Origin of the sequence: Planococcus maritimus (genome assembly GCF_001687625.2) — a bacterium.
In the GTDB taxonomy this organism is placed as follows: domain Bacteria; phylum Bacillota; class Bacilli; order Bacillales_A; family Planococcaceae; genus Planococcus; species Planococcus maritimus.
This window is the reverse complement of record NZ_CP016538.2, coordinates 3,017,725-3,033,162: the sequence shown is the minus strand read 5'-3', so window position 1 is coordinate 3,033,162 and position 15,438 is coordinate 3,017,725. Positions and strand designations below refer to the sequence as shown.

At 46.1% G+C, this 15,438-nt stretch carries 20 protein-coding genes; 13 read left to right on the top strand and 7 right to left on the bottom strand.

All coding sequences use genetic code 11. The features are described from left to right. Positions 1-7: 7 nt before the first annotated feature. A complete protein-coding gene (locus BBI11_RS15030; protein ID WP_068465293.1) occupies positions 8-865 on the bottom strand; it encodes an SDR family oxidoreductase in 858 nt (285 codons plus the stop codon). Positions 866-1,052: 187 nt separating this feature from the next. Between BBI11_RS15030 and BBI11_RS15025 the strand changes: the two genes are divergently transcribed. The 7 genes from BBI11_RS15025 (at position 1,053) to BBI11_RS14995 (ending at position 5,290) form a co-directional block, all read left to right on the top strand. Further along, on the top strand, positions 1,053-1,487 hold the full coding sequence (locus tag BBI11_RS15025) for an Rrf2 family transcriptional regulator (RefSeq protein ID WP_068465290.1): 435 nt from the start codon (positions 1,053-1,055) through the stop codon (positions 1,485-1,487). A gap of 135 nt (positions 1,488-1,622) precedes the next feature. Then, complete coding sequence (locus tag BBI11_RS15020; RefSeq protein ID WP_068465287.1) at positions 1,623-2,330, top strand: class I SAM-dependent methyltransferase; 708 nt, start codon at positions 1,623-1,625, stop codon at positions 2,328-2,330. A 54-nt stretch (positions 2,331-2,384) separates the two neighbouring features. Continuing rightward, positions 2,385-2,879: a GNAT family N-acetyltransferase gene (locus BBI11_RS15015; protein WP_068465286.1), complete on the top strand. Its 495-nt coding sequence runs from the start codon at positions 2,385-2,387 to the stop codon at positions 2,877-2,879. Positions 2,880-2,909: 30 nt separating this feature from the next. Then, the gene (locus BBI11_RS15010) at positions 2,910-3,380 is read left to right on the top strand and encodes a GNAT family N-acetyltransferase (RefSeq protein WP_068465282.1); all 471 of its coding nucleotides are present in this window, start codon (positions 2,910-2,912) and stop codon (positions 3,378-3,380) included. Continuing rightward, positions 3,373-3,816: a GNAT family N-acetyltransferase gene (locus tag BBI11_RS15005; RefSeq protein ID WP_156889086.1), complete on the top strand. Its 444-nt coding sequence runs from the start codon at positions 3,373-3,375 to the stop codon at positions 3,814-3,816. Before BBI11_RS15010 ends, BBI11_RS15005 begins: the two co-directional genes overlap by 8 nt. Positions 3,817-3,911: 95 nt before the next feature. Next, positions 3,912-4,667 carry an aminoglycoside adenylyltransferase domain-containing protein gene (locus tag BBI11_RS15000; RefSeq protein WP_156889085.1) on the top strand — a complete coding sequence of 252 codons (756 nt, stop codon included), beginning with the start codon at positions 3,912-3,914 and terminating at the stop codon, positions 4,665-4,667. A gap of 65 nt (positions 4,668-4,732) precedes the next feature. Next, on the top strand, positions 4,733-5,290 hold the full coding sequence (locus BBI11_RS14995) for a GNAT family N-acetyltransferase (RefSeq protein ID WP_068465279.1): 558 nt from the start codon (positions 4,733-4,735) through the stop codon (positions 5,288-5,290). Between the two features lie 46 nt (positions 5,291-5,336). Here the strand turns inward: BBI11_RS14995 and BBI11_RS14990 are convergent, their stop codons facing one another. From BBI11_RS14990 to BBI11_RS14960, 6 genes are all read right to left on the bottom strand, one after another. Next, positions 5,337-6,206 carry a cation diffusion facilitator family transporter gene (locus BBI11_RS14990; RefSeq protein ID WP_068465276.1) on the bottom strand — a complete coding sequence of 290 codons (870 nt, stop codon included), beginning with the start codon at positions 6,204-6,206 and terminating at the stop codon, positions 5,337-5,339. Positions 6,207-6,511: 305 nt separating this feature from the next. Next, positions 6,512-6,781 carry a hypothetical protein gene (locus BBI11_RS14980; RefSeq protein ID WP_068465264.1) on the bottom strand — a complete coding sequence of 90 codons (270 nt, stop codon included), beginning with the start codon at positions 6,779-6,781 and terminating at the stop codon, positions 6,512-6,514. Between the two features lie 257 nt (positions 6,782-7,038). Further along, the gene (locus BBI11_RS14975; protein ID WP_068465261.1) at positions 7,039-7,251 is read right to left on the bottom strand and encodes a hypothetical protein; all 213 of its coding nucleotides are present in this window, start codon (positions 7,249-7,251) and stop codon (positions 7,039-7,041) included. Then, the gene (locus BBI11_RS14970) at positions 7,251-7,577 is read right to left on the bottom strand and encodes a permease (RefSeq protein ID WP_083389121.1); all 327 of its coding nucleotides are present in this window, start codon (positions 7,575-7,577) and stop codon (positions 7,251-7,253) included. Before BBI11_RS14970 ends, BBI11_RS14975 begins: the two co-directional genes overlap by 1 nt. An 88-nt stretch (positions 7,578-7,665) precedes the next feature. Further along, on the bottom strand, positions 7,666-7,854 hold the full coding sequence (locus tag BBI11_RS14965; protein WP_068465255.1) for a helix-turn-helix transcriptional regulator: 189 nt from the start codon (positions 7,852-7,854) through the stop codon (positions 7,666-7,668). A gap of 651 nt (positions 7,855-8,505) precedes the next feature. After that, entirely contained in the window at positions 8,506-8,730 is a 225-nt protein-coding gene (locus BBI11_RS14960) for a hypothetical protein (RefSeq protein WP_068465251.1), read from the bottom strand. A 373-nt stretch (positions 8,731-9,103) separates the two neighbouring features. Between BBI11_RS14960 and BBI11_RS14955 the strand changes: the two genes are divergently transcribed. From BBI11_RS14955 to BBI11_RS14930, 6 genes are all read left to right on the top strand, one after another. Then, positions 9,104-10,087, top strand: a complete 984-nt coding sequence (locus tag BBI11_RS14955) for a ketoacyl-ACP synthase III (protein ID WP_068465248.1) — start codon at positions 9,104-9,106, stop codon at positions 10,085-10,087. A 177-nt stretch (positions 10,088-10,264) separates the two neighbouring features. Further along, positions 10,265-11,257 (top strand): ATP-binding cassette domain-containing protein, encoded by a 993-nt coding sequence (locus BBI11_RS14950; RefSeq protein WP_068465245.1) that lies wholly within the window; start codon positions 10,265-10,267, stop codon positions 11,255-11,257. Continuing rightward, a complete protein-coding gene (locus BBI11_RS14945) occupies positions 11,254-12,096 on the top strand; it encodes an ABC transporter permease (protein ID WP_068465243.1) in 843 nt (280 codons plus the stop codon). The genes BBI11_RS14950 and BBI11_RS14945 overlap by 4 nt, the downstream gene beginning before the upstream one ends. 124 nt (positions 12,097-12,220) lie before the next feature. Continuing rightward, the gene (locus BBI11_RS14940; RefSeq protein ID WP_068465241.1) at positions 12,221-13,042 is read left to right on the top strand and encodes a PP2C family serine/threonine-protein phosphatase; all 822 of its coding nucleotides are present in this window, start codon (positions 12,221-12,223) and stop codon (positions 13,040-13,042) included. 116 nt (positions 13,043-13,158) lie between these two features. Next, the gene (locus BBI11_RS14935; protein WP_068465237.1) at positions 13,159-14,982 is read left to right on the top strand and encodes a M3 family oligoendopeptidase; all 1,824 of its coding nucleotides are present in this window, start codon (positions 13,159-13,161) and stop codon (positions 14,980-14,982) included. Then, positions 14,979-15,428, top strand: a complete 450-nt coding sequence (locus BBI11_RS14930; RefSeq protein ID WP_068465232.1) for a GNAT family N-acetyltransferase — start codon at positions 14,979-14,981, stop codon at positions 15,426-15,428. The genes BBI11_RS14935 and BBI11_RS14930 overlap by 4 nt, the downstream gene beginning before the upstream one ends. Positions 15,429-15,438: the final 10 nt, after the last annotated feature.

Below are 15,438 nucleotides of genomic sequence, written 5' to 3'. Positions count from 1 at the left end.
TGGTTTTTTATTTTGAAACCAGCTGTGCGAGACCATCATTGATCGGTGTCAGTGGGCGGCCGAGCACTTGTTCAAGATCGCTGTTTGCGACTTCGAGCGAACCGTTGCGGATGCTTCCCTGGATGCCGACGACAATCGGAATGGCGAAGTCCGGCACACCGGCATTTTTCATCACTTCTGCATATTCTTCATCATTTACTTGCTTCACTGGAACTTGTTTATCTAATACTTTACCCAACTCTGAAGCCAGTTGTTCCTGTGTTAACAAGGGGCCAGAAAGTTCATAAGTTTTATTTTCATGTCCCGTGCCAGTCAATACGGCGACAGCTGCGTCAGCGTAATCCTGCTGTAAAGCCCAGCCGACTTTTCCTTCTCCAGCCGAAGTAACCCAAGGCGCGCCTGCTTCTACAGCTTGGATGCTGCCCAGTTCGTTTTCCAAATACCAATTATTGCGAAGGAAGGCATAAGGGATGCCCGTTTTGATGATGGCCGCTTCTGTCGCTACATGCGGCGGGGCCATCAGGTTTTGGCTTTCTGTCGCATTGGCGAGACTTGTATAGGCGATAAATTTCACGCCTGCACGTTCTGCGGCGTGAACCGCATTCTCGTGCTGGCGGATTCTCGTTTCGTTATCGCCGTCGGTTGAAATGATCAATAAGCGGTCAATCCCTTGAAAAGCTTGATCCAATGTTTCCGGGGCATCAAAATTACCGTGTCGGACATCCACTCCTTGAGCGCGCAGGTCTTCCGCCTTTTGCGGATTGCGGACGCTTACTGCAAGATCGCTAGCAGGTACTTGTTTCAATAAAGATGCCACTACTTTTGAGCCCAGTTTTCCTGTAGCTCCTGTTACCAAAATTTTCATCAGTAATTCCTCCTGTTCATTTGTTCTTGTAACTGCATTGATTACATGTTTAGTTTATTCACTTGTAACCATCTTGTCAACAGGTTGGATTTAATATGTTTTCAGCTCGAACTTTGATACAATTACTTGTAACCGGAACAATTACATCATGTGAAATTCAACATAAATAAGCAATGGGGGGCTCGACATGTCTATCAGCAGCCGATTCGCCGTCGGAATCCATATACTGGCGTTAATCGATTTGAATAAAGAAACGGCCTCTTCTTCCGAATTTATCGCAGGAAGCGTCAATACCAATGCGGCAGTCATCAGAAAAATCATGGGGATGCTGAAAAAAGCAGGGTTGATCGAAGTGCAGCCAGGAGTGGCGGGCGCTAAACTTTCAAGAGCATTATCTGAGATCACGCTCTTCGACATATACAAAGCCGTAAACGTAGTGGAAGAAAACGAATTATTCAGCATCCACGACAAGCCGCATCCCGATTGCGTCGTCGGCAAAAACATCCAAAGCACCATCGAGCCGATTTTCATGGCCGCCCAGTCGGCGATGGAAAAGGTGTTCCAGAACCTGACGCTTGAAGACATCGCGAAAGATATTGAAGCGAAAGAAAGTGTTCAGTGAAAAAGACATTCCACGTGAATGTCTTTTTTTATAGAGCAGGGATAAAAAACCAATAGATGTAAAATTCAATTATTACAAACGGCACGTGGGAATTATTGGTATAATACTCTTTGAAATATGAGGAGGCAGTGACTCATGAAGGACAAAATCAAAGAAACCTTTAACGACCTTGCTGGTTCATATGAACATTCAATAGACACGCAGAATTTATACAATAGTGAGTACGAAAGACCGGCCATGCTGGCTCAGTTGCCGGAGGATTTATCCGGAAAAAGAATATTGGATGCCGGGTGTGCAGCGGGGTGGTATACAGAACAATTGGTAGATAGAGGAGCCGGGGTAAGTGCAGTGGATATGAGCCTGGAAATGGTGGCGGCTGCCAAAAGGCGCATCGGAGATAAAGCAGATGTTAGGTGTTTGGATTTGGCCTCTAAACTGCCTTTTGAAGAGGAGCGTTTTGACTATATTGTCAGCTCTTTGACGCTTCATTACATAGAAGACTGGGAGCTCACGTTCAAAGAATTTCAGCGCATCTTAAAACCTGGAGGCGAGTTGCTGTTCTCGGTCCATCACCCGTTCACCGATATTAAGCTGTCACGTGAGATGGAATACTTCTCTACTGAATTGATCGTGGACACGTGGAAAAAGCAAGGAAAAGTCTATGAGGTCCCGTTTTTCAGAAGGCCGCTTAGCGACATCTTAACGAAAACGCTTCAGCACTTTTCAGTAGAACAGGTCATCGAACCGAAACCGACACAAAAGTTCAAAGAGCTGGATGCGGAGCGTTACGGGCGTTTAATGAAAGCGCCAAATTTTTTGATTGTGAAAGCGACTAAACAATAAGATTCTAAGGCATTGCCTTGGGATGACATCTTGAAAACTGAAGGAGGACAAAAGATGCCACATCTCTCTACAGATAGGTTAGAGTTGATCACTTTCACGGCAGGAATGATGCAAGCTGCGACTTCCACAAGGGAAGAGTTGGAACAGGCCACAGGCTACCCGGTAGTAATTGGCTACCCTAGCGAAACTTATAAAGAAATTCTGCCTTATAAAATTCAGCGGTACCGCGACTTCCCAGAAGAAAACGAATGGGAAGGACTCATTGTTCATAAGCAAGACCAGCGCATCATCGGGGATATGGGCTTCCGGCGAAGCACTGATAATCCGAAAGAAATTGAATTGGGCTATAGCATCGTGTCTGCGTATGAAGGCAAAGGCTATGCGACGGAAATGGCTAAAGCGATTATTGAGTGGGGTCTTAACTTGGAGGGCATCGAGCGGATTATCGCGAGCTGCGACCCGAACAATGCGGCTTCTGCTAGAGTTCTGGAAAAAGCGGGTTTCACGAGTTTAGGGGAGCGCGAAGGGAAGGTTTACTGGTCGACATAAAAAACTCAGGAATTGTGGGGTGAAGAGTAGATGCATTACACGTTTCAAGCCATGACACAAGCACAAGCAGAAGTGATCGCAGAAACTTGGCGTTATCAAGGAGACTATTCTTTTTACGATATGGACGCAGATGCAGAAGATTTGGAAGAATTTCTGGATCCCGAAAAACGACAAGGCAGTTATTTTGTAGTTCTCGACCGCACTGAAATCATTGGGTTTTATAGTTTCCAACGACCGGACCCGGATACAGTGGAACTCGGACTTGGGATGAAGCCAGAGCTGACTGGCCAAGGCGCGGGCGCGGCATTCCTAATAGCTGGTTTGCAGTTTGCCGAAACAAAGTACCGCCCGAAGCATTTCACTTTATCGGTAGCGGCGTTCAATAAGCGGGCAATCAGGTTGTACGAAAAGATTGGATTTAAGAAAACGGAATCTTTCGTGCAGGCGACGAACGGCGGGCAGTATGATTTTGTGAAGATGGCGATGAAGACGGATGGGTGATTCAGGAGTACATGGTAGGTGCATAACAGAAATCAATGCGGCCATACTGGAGTGTTCTCTACAAAAGTTACTATCCTATGCGGCTTCTCCTGAAAAAGTGACCTATGAGTACGAAAAGTACATATCTTTTCCAAACCGAAAATTATACGGAATAGCCAAGAGTGAAGAGTTCTTTGCTTGCATCGGCGTTGAATTTCTAGAGGACTCCCAGTGTGAAATTAAACATATCGCTGTCTCCCCAGAAATGAGAGGACAGAATATTGGCAGTGAAATGATCGATTTCATCTGTCAATCCTATCCGTTCTGTCAAATAATCGCCGAGACCGATCAACAAGCAGTGGAGTTTTACAGGAAATATGGATTCTTGGTAAGCAACTTAGGCGAGAAATATACGGGGGTCGAACGGTTCCACTGTGTCTATTGGATGAAACGCTAGAGCGGCACCTTCAAAAGGGGAGGATTCTGATAAGTTATAACTGGGGAAATTGTCCGCGAGAATTCCAGCGCTTTGTACTCGATTCGGTGGACGGAATGGTCAACATTATAGAGCAACAACCTGTAGGCGTTTACCTTCATGGTTCTCTGGCAATGGGTGGATTCAATCCCAAAAGAAGTGACATAGATCTGATTCTGGTGACCAATCTGCCTTTATCTAATCAGCAGAAGCGGGAATTGGTTCGTTTTTTGTTGGAGCGATCCAGCCAACCGTTTCCACTCGAAATCAGCTCACTTACCCTTTCGCAAATTGAGAACTGGAGTTACCCGACACCCTACGATTTTCATTTCAGTGAGTTTTGGCGTGCGCGCTACGAGGCTGAATTACAGAGTGGGACAGCTTTATATTTAAACAATGAAGAAAAGACCGATGTCGATTTGGCTGCACATTTCATGATCACGCACCATCGCGGAATCGTTCTCTCGGGCCGGCCGATTCATGAAATTTTTCCGAGTGTACCCCACGAAGATTATTTGGCCTCTATCCTAGAGGATTATAAAGAATGCTTGGTGAAAATTCATGACAAGCCCGTATATTGCTTGTTGAATTTGATTCGCGTGTACTGGTATTTGAAAGAAGGCAAAATCTGTTCGAAGAAAGAGGCTGGCGTTTGGGGGGTTAAAAACTTGCCGAAGAAGTTCACGGTCCTGATTAAACGAGTTGTAGAGGCTTACGATTCAGAAAATATAGACTGTACTTTTATAAAAAGGGATTTAAATGAAGCGAGGGATTATATAAGACTACAAGTGGAGTGTATCAATGCCGATTTAATTAATGAGATTTTTGAATAGTGGACTATTCTTTAGCCAAATGCGTATTTACTTTAAGCTATTCGAAACTTTAGAGGGAGATAATAATGAAAAATGTAATATTATTACCGCACAAGGACGAATACTGCGAAGAAATTTTCCGATTGTCTTCCGTTCCAGCTATAAAGGATGCTTTAGGTTTGCCGGATGGGACACTTGAAGATACGATCCGTTTTAGCCGCTCGGTAAGACAAGAAGAAAAATCAGGAAAGAGAGTACCGCGGATGATTTTGAATGAACAAAATCAGCTGGTCGGCTTGACTGATTTGATGTTTATCGATTACGCGAAAAACTCCTGCCATATTGGAACGTGGATCGGCGAGGAATACTGGGGACAAGGGTTTAACGAAGCTTCGAAAATCGCCATATTGAAAATCGCTTTTGAAGAGTTGGGATTGTCGCGTGTCTTCGCAGGGGCTAGAACGGTCAATATCCGTTCTCAAAAAGCGCAGGAAAAACTGCCGTTTATCAGCTTAGATGTGGAAGCAGAATTCCCTGAAGAGCATCGGGCGCTTGAAGACAAGGAAAAACAAGCTTGTGTTTTGCATGTTTTTAGGAAAATAGATTTTGAAGATTATCTTAAGGGCCTCGATGCACATGCTTAATCCATATCCTTAAAGTACATAAAAACACCGGCAGTAACCGGTGTTTTCAATGTGGCTCCACATGGACATGCACAGCCGAAATATCATAACGTTTCATGAGTTTGACTTCCACTTTGGTTGAGATATCGTGAGCGACGGCGATGCCTAAATCACCAGGTACGAGGACGGTCACATCGACGACGGCGCGATTGCCATAATTTCTTGCGCGAATTTCGCGAACTTCTTCAACGCCTTGTGTAGCGAGCGCGGTTTCTTTGAACGATTTGATGAGTTCTTCATCAAAACCATCCGTCAGTTCGTGAGTCGCATCCCAAAAGATGCCCCAGCCGGTTTTGATGATCAATAAGCCAACAAGAAGCGCCGCGATGGGATCTAGCCACGGTAGATAAAACTGCGCGCCGATAATCCCGACGACTGCTGCGATGCTGACCCAGGCATCGGATAAATTGTCTTTGGCCGCTGCTGCGACGGCTTTGCTATTGATTTGTTCAGCCAACTTTTTGTTATATCGATATACTAAATACATAACAAGAGCGGAAAAACCGGCAGTCCAAGCGGAAAGCAAGCCTGGCGTTTCACTGGTTCCTTGGAAAAGTGAGATGACTGCCGAATAGACGACTTGCAGGCCAACTGCCACGATGATAAATGAGGCCACCAAAGAAGCAACGGTCTCTGCCCGCCAGTGCCCATAGGGGTGGTTGCCATCTGCCGGCTTTTGCGATAGTTTCAAGCCGATCAAGACAGCAGTAGATGCCACGATATCCGTGACATTATTCAATCCATCTGCCTGTAATGCTTCCGATCCGGCTAGATAACCGATCCATAGTTTAATAATGGATAAAACAATGTATGTAGCAATACTGAGCATCGCGCCCCGCTCGCCTAATTTGAGATTGTCAAAGCGTTCCTGTTCCATGTTGAATTCCTCCGTCTCGCAAGTCCTTGAGTAGGATACCACCCGCAAATCGAGTGTGTCTACAGCAAAGTTTTTTCAGTATAGCAACTGAAAAGGGTGCGGGAAAGAATGTTTCAGGAGGGAAAACGAAAGAATAGTTGGTCAATGGAAGGATGGGTCTTAATCCGTTTGGTTGGCATCTTACATTTGAAACAGACCCGTGCAAAACAATACTGAAATGTGAAATAGAGACAATAAAGAAAAGTCCTGCTGCGAAAAAGCAACAGGACTTTCTATATCTAATTAAACAGCCTCAAGATCTTAGCTTAGATTTCTCCTCCAAATATAAACGCTAGAAATATTCCAAACGCCACACCTAATGGAATAGAGATGAACGAAACGTATTTTAAAAATCCTTTTTCTTTTTTAATGAAAGCGATGATTCCAAATATTACTCCTGTGAAATAGATAGCCAAACCAATTGGGATGGCTACCATAGACCAGGTTCCAAAAGTGATATTGAAAGGTGGAAAGATCATATAGGCGATAAAAATTCCGACGATGATTAAAATAACCGAGTATATACTATATTTCATTCCAATCTTGACCTCCTTTATTCGAGGATGAATAATTATCATTTTCCATTAAATTAGGTGTTCCAAGTCTATCACATCCGTTAATCGGAACTTGGCTGTATTTAGAATCGTCGCTTTTAAAATTATCTACCACAGGCCACAACTAAATTTAAAATAGATAATTTCTGTTTGATTCATAACGCAATATCACCTGATTTAATATCCTAAAAAATCCCGCTGAGAGGAACCAGCGGGATTTTTTTATTTTAATAGGTAATCTAAAGGTTTGGAGCCTCTCGCTTTATCCGCTTTTGCAGCAAATGTATTCCGAGTAAGAGAACAACAATGAAGGAATTCGAGAGCAATGCCCATGAAGTCAACATACCTGCCATTTCAGTGTCGGCATTGGAGAATAAGGAAATTCCCAGTGAAATGCTGCATGCCGCAGCGATGGCCAGCAAAATTTTCAACAATATAATTACTGTTTTCATCAATAACGCCTCGCCAGAAAAACCCAAGACGTAAACAAAGTGCTGATCATCAATGCGGTTAAAATAGTGATCGCGTCACTGGCGGTTAAATTGATGATATTAAATTCAAGCAATGAATTGAGGGTGAAAGAATAAAATAAAAAAGCAAAAAAAGTAAAGAACATGCCTTTCTGGCGGATTAGCTGCATCCGTTCATCTTTTTGGGCAAATTGTGGATACAAATAACTTAAACAAAAAGTCATGACAGCCATGGAAAGGATGACATAGGTTGCAGGTAGCGGAGCGCTATTGGCCATGAATGCGGCGAGGAGCAAAAATCCGCCCATCAGAAAAAATACTGAGCCTAGTGCTGAAAATGCAATGCGGTAGCTGATAGCAATTCCTCCTTATTGATTTAAAAGTTTACGAGCCATTTTATAAAAAGAAGATGTTCTCCACGTGGGTGTCGAAAAGTCGGCCCATCTGCAAGGCGAGGGGGAGGGACGGGTTATAGCGCCCTTTTTCGATCGAAATGATGGTCTGTCTGGATACGCCTAATTGTTTGGCGAGCTGGTCTTGGGAATACCCGTGTGCTTCCCGCAATTCCTTTAATCTATTATCCACGCCATCACATCCTTATAGGTATGATTCTATGCTACGTGGAAGGGTTGTGGCATGTCAAGTGAGCTTTACATATTAGTCATTAAAATTATATAGAAAAAAGACGAGTCCTATTCCAAGGCTTCGTCTTGCAGCTTGTCGAGAAAGTTAAAAAGCCGTATTTTCCGAAGCTTATCGCTCGCTTTCCGTGGGCTCGCGCCCAAGCCTCCTCAGCCGCTACGCGCCTTGCGGGGTCTCGGTCGTCTCGCTGATCCACTGGAGTCGAGCGAACACTTCTCCAAATACTTGAAGAGATCATTGAATGTTGGATATAGAAAAAGGTTCTCTCTTTCATAGTTGAGAGCGAAATGTGGACTTCTTCAACACTCTGAAAGACGAAGCCTATTCCAAGGCTTCGTCTTGTTCAGTTAGTTTAGGCTCGCGTGTGCTCATGCGAATTGTTTCCTGAAGAGCAGCGAGTTCTTGTTCAATTTTCGGGAATCATGGAATTTCTGGAATCACATGCTCGGCAAATGGCCAATTGCCCTCTATCGCATTTGCCATCATTTCAAAGAACAAGTAAAGCTGTCCGAGTTGCGCGAGTGACAAGACGAGTCGGTCTTTTTGCGCCGCGTTCTCAAGCAGGAATCCAAGCTGTTCGGCAGCGAGAAATACTTATTGCAAATGGGAGAGGTTTTCTGTTCGCTGCGGCAATTCACCTCGAGCGGTAACGAGGACTAGCTTCAAGTTGGTATGCATTTTCTTCAGTTCAATTGGCTCGGCTTCGATATCCGGGCTATAAGGCGAAAACAATAGGCTCATGAAACGCTGTTGGCTGCGCAAAGTTTTGGCCGAAAGCTTGCGGAATTCCCTATTCTTTGCGGTTCGGTTTCGTTTCATTCCAACGCCTCCTGCGAATAAGTTCTCTTTTCGCTATTATTTCATAGATCGATTTTGAAGGGCGAGTCTTAGCTGCTTTCTAAAGCACGTCTTCGAAAATTTATTATTCATTTTATAGCTTTACGGATTTCTATATCGTTGTAAATTTTTCCGCTGCCATAAAAAATCTACCACAATGTCGATGAATTTATCTGAACAAAAGGAAAGATGAGCTAAGGGGTTCCGTATTACCTATGTGGCATCCACCTTATAGAGTAGAATGCAAACAAAAATATTATACATATAAAAGTATTTATATCCTTCTCGGATTTATTGGTACCTAATCCTAATGTTAGGTGCTAAAATGAGGTGAGTAAGTTAAAGGGGTGTATGAATGAGCAAATCAGCAGCACGAATCACGGCCATCGGATCGTATGTACCCGAGAAGAGGCTGACGAATTTGGACTTGGAACAACTGGTCGAAACAAATGATGAGTGGATCCTCCAGCGCACCGGTATCCGTGAGCGCCGCATTGCAGGAGAACACGAATTTACGAGTGATATAGGTGTGAAAGCGGTACAAGATTTGGCACAACGCTATGAAAAAACCTGTGATGATGTCGACATGATCATTGCCTGCACCATGACGCCCGATTTCAAAACACCGAGCGTGGCCGCGATGATTCAAGCGAAACTGAATATCCCGAATGCCGGCGCGATTGATTTGAACGCGGCTTGTGCAGGATTTTCCTATGGCCTACAAGTAGCAAACGGGTTGATCACCTCTGGCTTGCACAAAAAAATCCTGGTCATTGGGGCGGAAACCTTCTCCAAGATCCTCGATTACACCGATCGCTCGACGTGTATCTTGTTCGGAGACGGTGGCGGGGCAGTGCTGGTCGAATACGACGCAGACAACCCGAGCTTTATCGAATCGCATATGGGAACAAACGGCGCCTTGGCGAACAACCTGTATTGTACAGACTTAGCCGGCGAAATGTTCGGCGACGAGCTAGAAGCCCGCAATGTCGTTTGGCAAAACGGCCGCGAAGTGTATAAATGGGCGGTCAATACGGTACCTAAAGGCGTCAACACGTTAATGGAGAAAGCGGGCGTAACGCCTGAAGAAGTGGATTGGTTCGTGCCGCATAGCGCCAATTTGCGAATCATTGAATCGATTTGCACGAGAAGCGGTCTCGCACTTGAAAAAACCATTTATTCTCTTGAATATTACGGCAACACTTCTGCCGGCTCGATTCCTTTGTCGCTAGCAGAAGGGGTGAAAGACGGCCGCATCAAAGCGGGCGACCAATTGCTGTTGTATGGATTTGGCGGCGGCTTGACCCATGCGGGTATGCTAGTGAAATGGTCGATTTAATAGTGATAGGGTCGAACTCCTGCTTTTTGCAGGAGTTTTTCTTTTGGGCAAAAATAATAGTGGATTAATAAGAACGTTTGTTCTATAATGGAATTAAAAGAGTGAATATTCAGCTAATTAGTTTATAATAAAAGCCATCATCACATGAATGTATCCTTCAAAGAAAAGGTGAGGAGCATGGAAACAAGAAAATGGCAGCAGGCGAACGGCTTAGCTGTAGAAGCGACGGGACTGGTGAAAGTGTACGGCAAAGAACGGGCGGTAGATGGAGTGGATTTGGTGATTCCAAGAGGAACGGTGTACGGCTTTCTGGGGCCAAACGGAGCGGGGAAAACAACGACGATCCGCATGCTGTCGACCTTGATCCAGCCGGACGATGGAAGTGCCTCTATTTTTGGCCATGATCTAAAGACAGAGAGTGCTGCGATCAAAAGCCGTATTAGTTTGACCGGCCAGTATGCCTCGATCGACGAAGATCTGACCGGTATTGAGAATTTGGTGCTGATATCTAGGCTCATGGGCTATACGACTAAAGAAGCAAAGCAACGGGCATCGGAATTGTTATTGGCATTCGGTTTGGAACAAGCAGCAAAACGCCAAGTGAAAAAGTATTCAGGCGGCATGAGACGACGCATTGATATCGCCGCAAGCATCGTCGTGACGCCGGACTTGCTGTTTCTTGATGAACCGACAACAGGGCTGGATCCGAGGAGCCGCAACCAGGTATGGGAGATTGTACGCGCGCTCGTTGGGACAGGAACGACGGTACTGTTAACGACTCAGAATTTGGAGGAAGCAGACCAGTTGGCGGACCGGATTGCGGTCATCAACCATGGAAAAATCATCGCAGAAGGCACGAGCAGCGAGTTAAAAGCATCGGTCGGGACGGGCACATTGACGGTGCAATTACTGAATGCGGCTGACCAGCCCAAAGCAGCGGCTATTCTTGAACAACAGCTCGGCGTTCCGATTCACATCTCGACAGACGGCGTGACGCTGAGTGCACAGGCAAAAGATTCATCCATTGTCGCTCAAGCACTCGGAGAACTGGGCAAAGAAAAAATAGGCATCAGCGATTTTGCGCTCGGACGGCCAAGCTTGGATGAAGTATTTTTGACATTGACCGGACAATCCGCCAGCGATCAACCGACTGAGGAGGAACACTCATGAGCGTGCAGATCGACCAAGACCATACGGAGTATCAAGAAGTACACCCATTAAATGCCGTTGCGGGCGGCAAACGGCCGGATCCGCCGAGCGCGATGGCGTCGACGATGGCCTTTGCCCATCGCGCACTGCTCAGGATCAAGCACGTGCCAGAGCAGATGTTTGACGTCACGGTGTTTCCGATTATCTTTTTATTGATGTTCACCTATCTATTCGGCGGCGCAATCGCCGGGTCTACCGGTGAATATTTGCAGTTTCTCTTGCCGGGTATTTTGGTCATGACGGTCTCGCAAATTACGATGTACACCGGCATCGACTTGAACAACGATATCCGCAAAGGCATCTTCGACCGCTTTCGCACCTTGCCGATTTGGCTGCCTTCCGCTTTGATTGGGGCTTTGCTTGTCGATGTTATTCGCTACTCGCTGGCATCAGCGATTATGATTGGCCTTGGGCTGATCCTCGGATTTCGCCCAGAAGGCGGCGCGCTCGGTGTCGTGGGCGCGGTGCTGGTCATTTTATTGTTTTCGTTTAGCTTCTCCTGGATTTGGACGGCCGCGGGAATCATCATGCGTTCGGAAAAATCTTTGATGATGGTCAGCTTTTTGGTGGTGTTTCCACTGACTTTTGTCAGCAACGTTTTCGTCGATCCGTCGACTTTGCCGTCTTGGCTGCAAGGCTTCGTCAACATCAATCCGATCTCCATTCTCGCTACAGCCGTTCGCGGGTTAATGCACGGCAATGGCACGTGGGAACAGGTCGGTTGGGTCGTTGTCGTATCCGCGATTTTTGTGGTAATTTTCGCGCCGCTGACCATGTATCTATACCGGAGAAAAGAGTAAGCTTGAGCTAAACCGGAGGATCTGCGCAAGCAGGTCTTCTTTTTTTATGCAGACAAACAGTTGCTTGCCGTATACTGAACAAAAGTTATTTGGTGTTTCAGTTAGCGGAAGGAGAGCGATACATATGAAAAATCGAAAAGAGGAAACGCGGTTCAGCTGGGTGGGTAGCGAGAACGCATTTGTCGATCGGCTCGATATTCAGCAAATCGGCCCTGTCACAATCGGCCGGTTTGGCGGCAACTCAGCGGCGGGTCAAACGAAAAACGAAGACGGCTGCATGGTGTGGGCGAATAAAGCACATGACTGGGAATTCACGGTGTTATTGGATGCGCATCAAACAGCGGAAAGCGCGGAACTCGTTCTAGCGGAGATAAGTCGTTTGGAATCTGCAATTATGGAGGCATTGAACTTGCCGCTCAAAGAGGCTTTTAGCCAGTTATCGGAAGTCTTGTTGGCGACTTTTAACAGCGAACACTTTAAAGCGGCATGCAAAGAAGTCCAAGGCGAAACCGCCGTCTTGTGCACAGTGCGTAAAGGCAAATTCCTTTGGTGGCTATCGATTGGCGATTGCTTGTTGTATCTGTTTCACCCTGAGCTGGAAGCACTCAATGAGACGCAGCAAAACCACCGCAGCTTTTACGAGTGGATTGGCAAAGTAAACACTTTCGAATTGCCGGTGCCTTGCTATAGCACAGGCACAAAGGAATTGCGAAAAGGCACCAACCGCATCTTGCTGACGACGGACGGACTTGTCGAATGTCCGAACACCGACTTTTCCGATCCGCTGGAAGTGGCCAAACGTTTTAATCCGGGGTCCAGCAAACAAGGTGTTGAAGCGCTGCTGAGCGAAATCAAAGACAAGAATGTTCGCGACAGTACGACCATTTTGTCTTGGACGATCGAGGTCGAAAGCGAATCCACGCGCCCCGGCAACGAGCCGCGGTAGTTTCGGTAGCTTAGATCGATTTTTTAAAAAAGGGATTTTAAGGAAAAAGAAGAATGGATATAGAGGTGAGTGAATAAGGCAGCTGGATGCTGCCGTAGACAAAAAGGAGATTGTTCGTGGAACAAACAACTGCACAAACGTGGAATTTAACTTCTTTATATGACGGAACGAACCAATCAGCGGAATTGAAAATCTTCATGGACGAGTTGCGTCATACACTCGAACAGGCGGCCGGGCAACTGCAAAGCTACCGCAATTTAGAGGTGCGTGACACCGATGCCTTGCTTGAGGTCATTGGCCAATTTCAATTTGCCTTGCTCGGCTGGGAACAACTCGATGATTTCGCCATCTGCACATATGCAGAAGACGTAAAGGATCAGAACGCGATTGCCTTGATGGACGAAAGCATGGTGTTAAAAGCGAAACTCTCTTCATTGCAGATTGAATTAGACCAAGCTTTTGCTGAATTTCCAGATGCGGAGTGGCAAGCGTTTATCGCTAACGGCCGCATACAGGCAATGTCTTTTTATTTAAATGAAAGAAGGCAGATGGTCAAAGACCGCTTGCCGGTTGAACTGGAGCGAATGATCAGTGCGTTGTCCGTTAATGGCATAGCGGGATGGGAACAGCAACACGAATTGACTTTGACGAAATTGAGAATTCCGATCACAGTGGAAGGGGAGCTACAGGAAGTATCGATCGGCCAGGCTTTAAATGAAGCGGTCAACGGCAAAGACCGCGACAGCCGACTTCAGGCAGTTAGAGCCATTGATGAGGTCTGCGACGTGCACGCTGATACTGTTGCGGCCATTTTGAACCGTGTGGCCGGATCCCGGTTGGCGATCTACCAACAGCGGGGCTGGGACAATAAGTTGAAAGAAATGCTCGAGCATAACCGGATCCAGGAAGCGTCGATTGATGCGATGCTCACGGCTATCGATGGCAATAAAAACTTATACAGAGCCTATATTGAACGGAAATTGAAATTGGCTGGAGTGGCACATGCCAATTGGTCTGATTTGGAGACGCCGGTTTTCTCGCTTTCCGAAAAAGTGGATTTTGCAGCGGCGAAAACGATCATCAGCGAGCAATTCCATCAATTCAGCGATAAGCTTGGACATTTCGCTGATCGTGCTTTTGCACAAGACTGGATTGAAGCCGAAAACCGGCCAGGCAAAGCGGAAGGCGGATTTTGTGCGTCAATGCCGTTGGCGAAAGAAAGTCGGATCTTCCTGACGTATCGTGATACTTATCAAGATTTGATCACCTTAGCGCACGAGTTGGGACACGCTTACCATAACTACATTCTTCACGACGAACCGGCGCTCGCACAACAAAAAGGCGTAAGTGTGGCAGAAACGGCTTCTACATTTATGGAGAATCTGGTGCTGGATGCCGTCATCGACCAGACGCAAGAAGAAAGTGAACGGCTCGCCATGCTCGAAACGAAAATCCGTGACGGCTTGAAGTATGTCGTCAGTGTGCCGAATATGTTCCGCTTTGAACAACAATTTTACGGCCAGCGGGCAAGCGGCATGATCTCGGCAGAGCAAATCAAAACCTTGATCGCAGAAGTGGAAAATGATATTTACGGCGGATTGGTCGAGGAGTTGGCGCTTCATAAGTGGATGTTCATCGGCCATTTCTACGATGCCGAAAAAGCGTTCTACAATATTCCGTACACGATCGGCTATTTATTCAGCAATGGCGTATACGAACAGGCGAGAAAGCAGCCTGACGGATTCCCAGAGCGCTATGATGCCTTATTGCGCGATTCCGGGAAGATGACTGTCGAGCAATTGGGCGAGCATTATCTGGGGGCGGACATTACGCAAATAGCATTCTGGCGAGATGCACAAAAATCACTGACCTCCGCTATTGAAGAATACCTAGAATTGACTGAAAAGCACCTTGCAGCGGCTGCCAAAAAACAGTCATGAAGAAATTAGAAACGAAACGTTTGGCAATCGTTCCTTGCACCGCTGATTCAGTGCACTTGCTTCAAAGTCAACAGTACGATAATGGGCCGGAGATTGATCGCCATTTACAAGAGTTGTCGAAAGACCCCAGTTTGTTTACTTGGGGGAGTTGGTTAATTATACGCAAATCGGATAGCCGGGTCATTGGAGATGCCGGGTTCAAAGGCAAACCGGATGATCAGCGGCGAGTAGAAATCGGGTATGGATTGCTCGAGCAGTATCGGAATAACGGCTATGCCACTGAAGCAATAAACGCCTTGATCGAATGGGCGTTGGCAAACGAAGCGGTAGAAAAAGTAATGGCCGAGACCGATCGGAGCAATCTGGCCTCTATCCGTGTGCTGGAAAAAGTAAAGATGAAAAAAACGATAGAAAAAGAGTGTGTGATTTATTGGGCAAGGCAGTAAATCACTACTA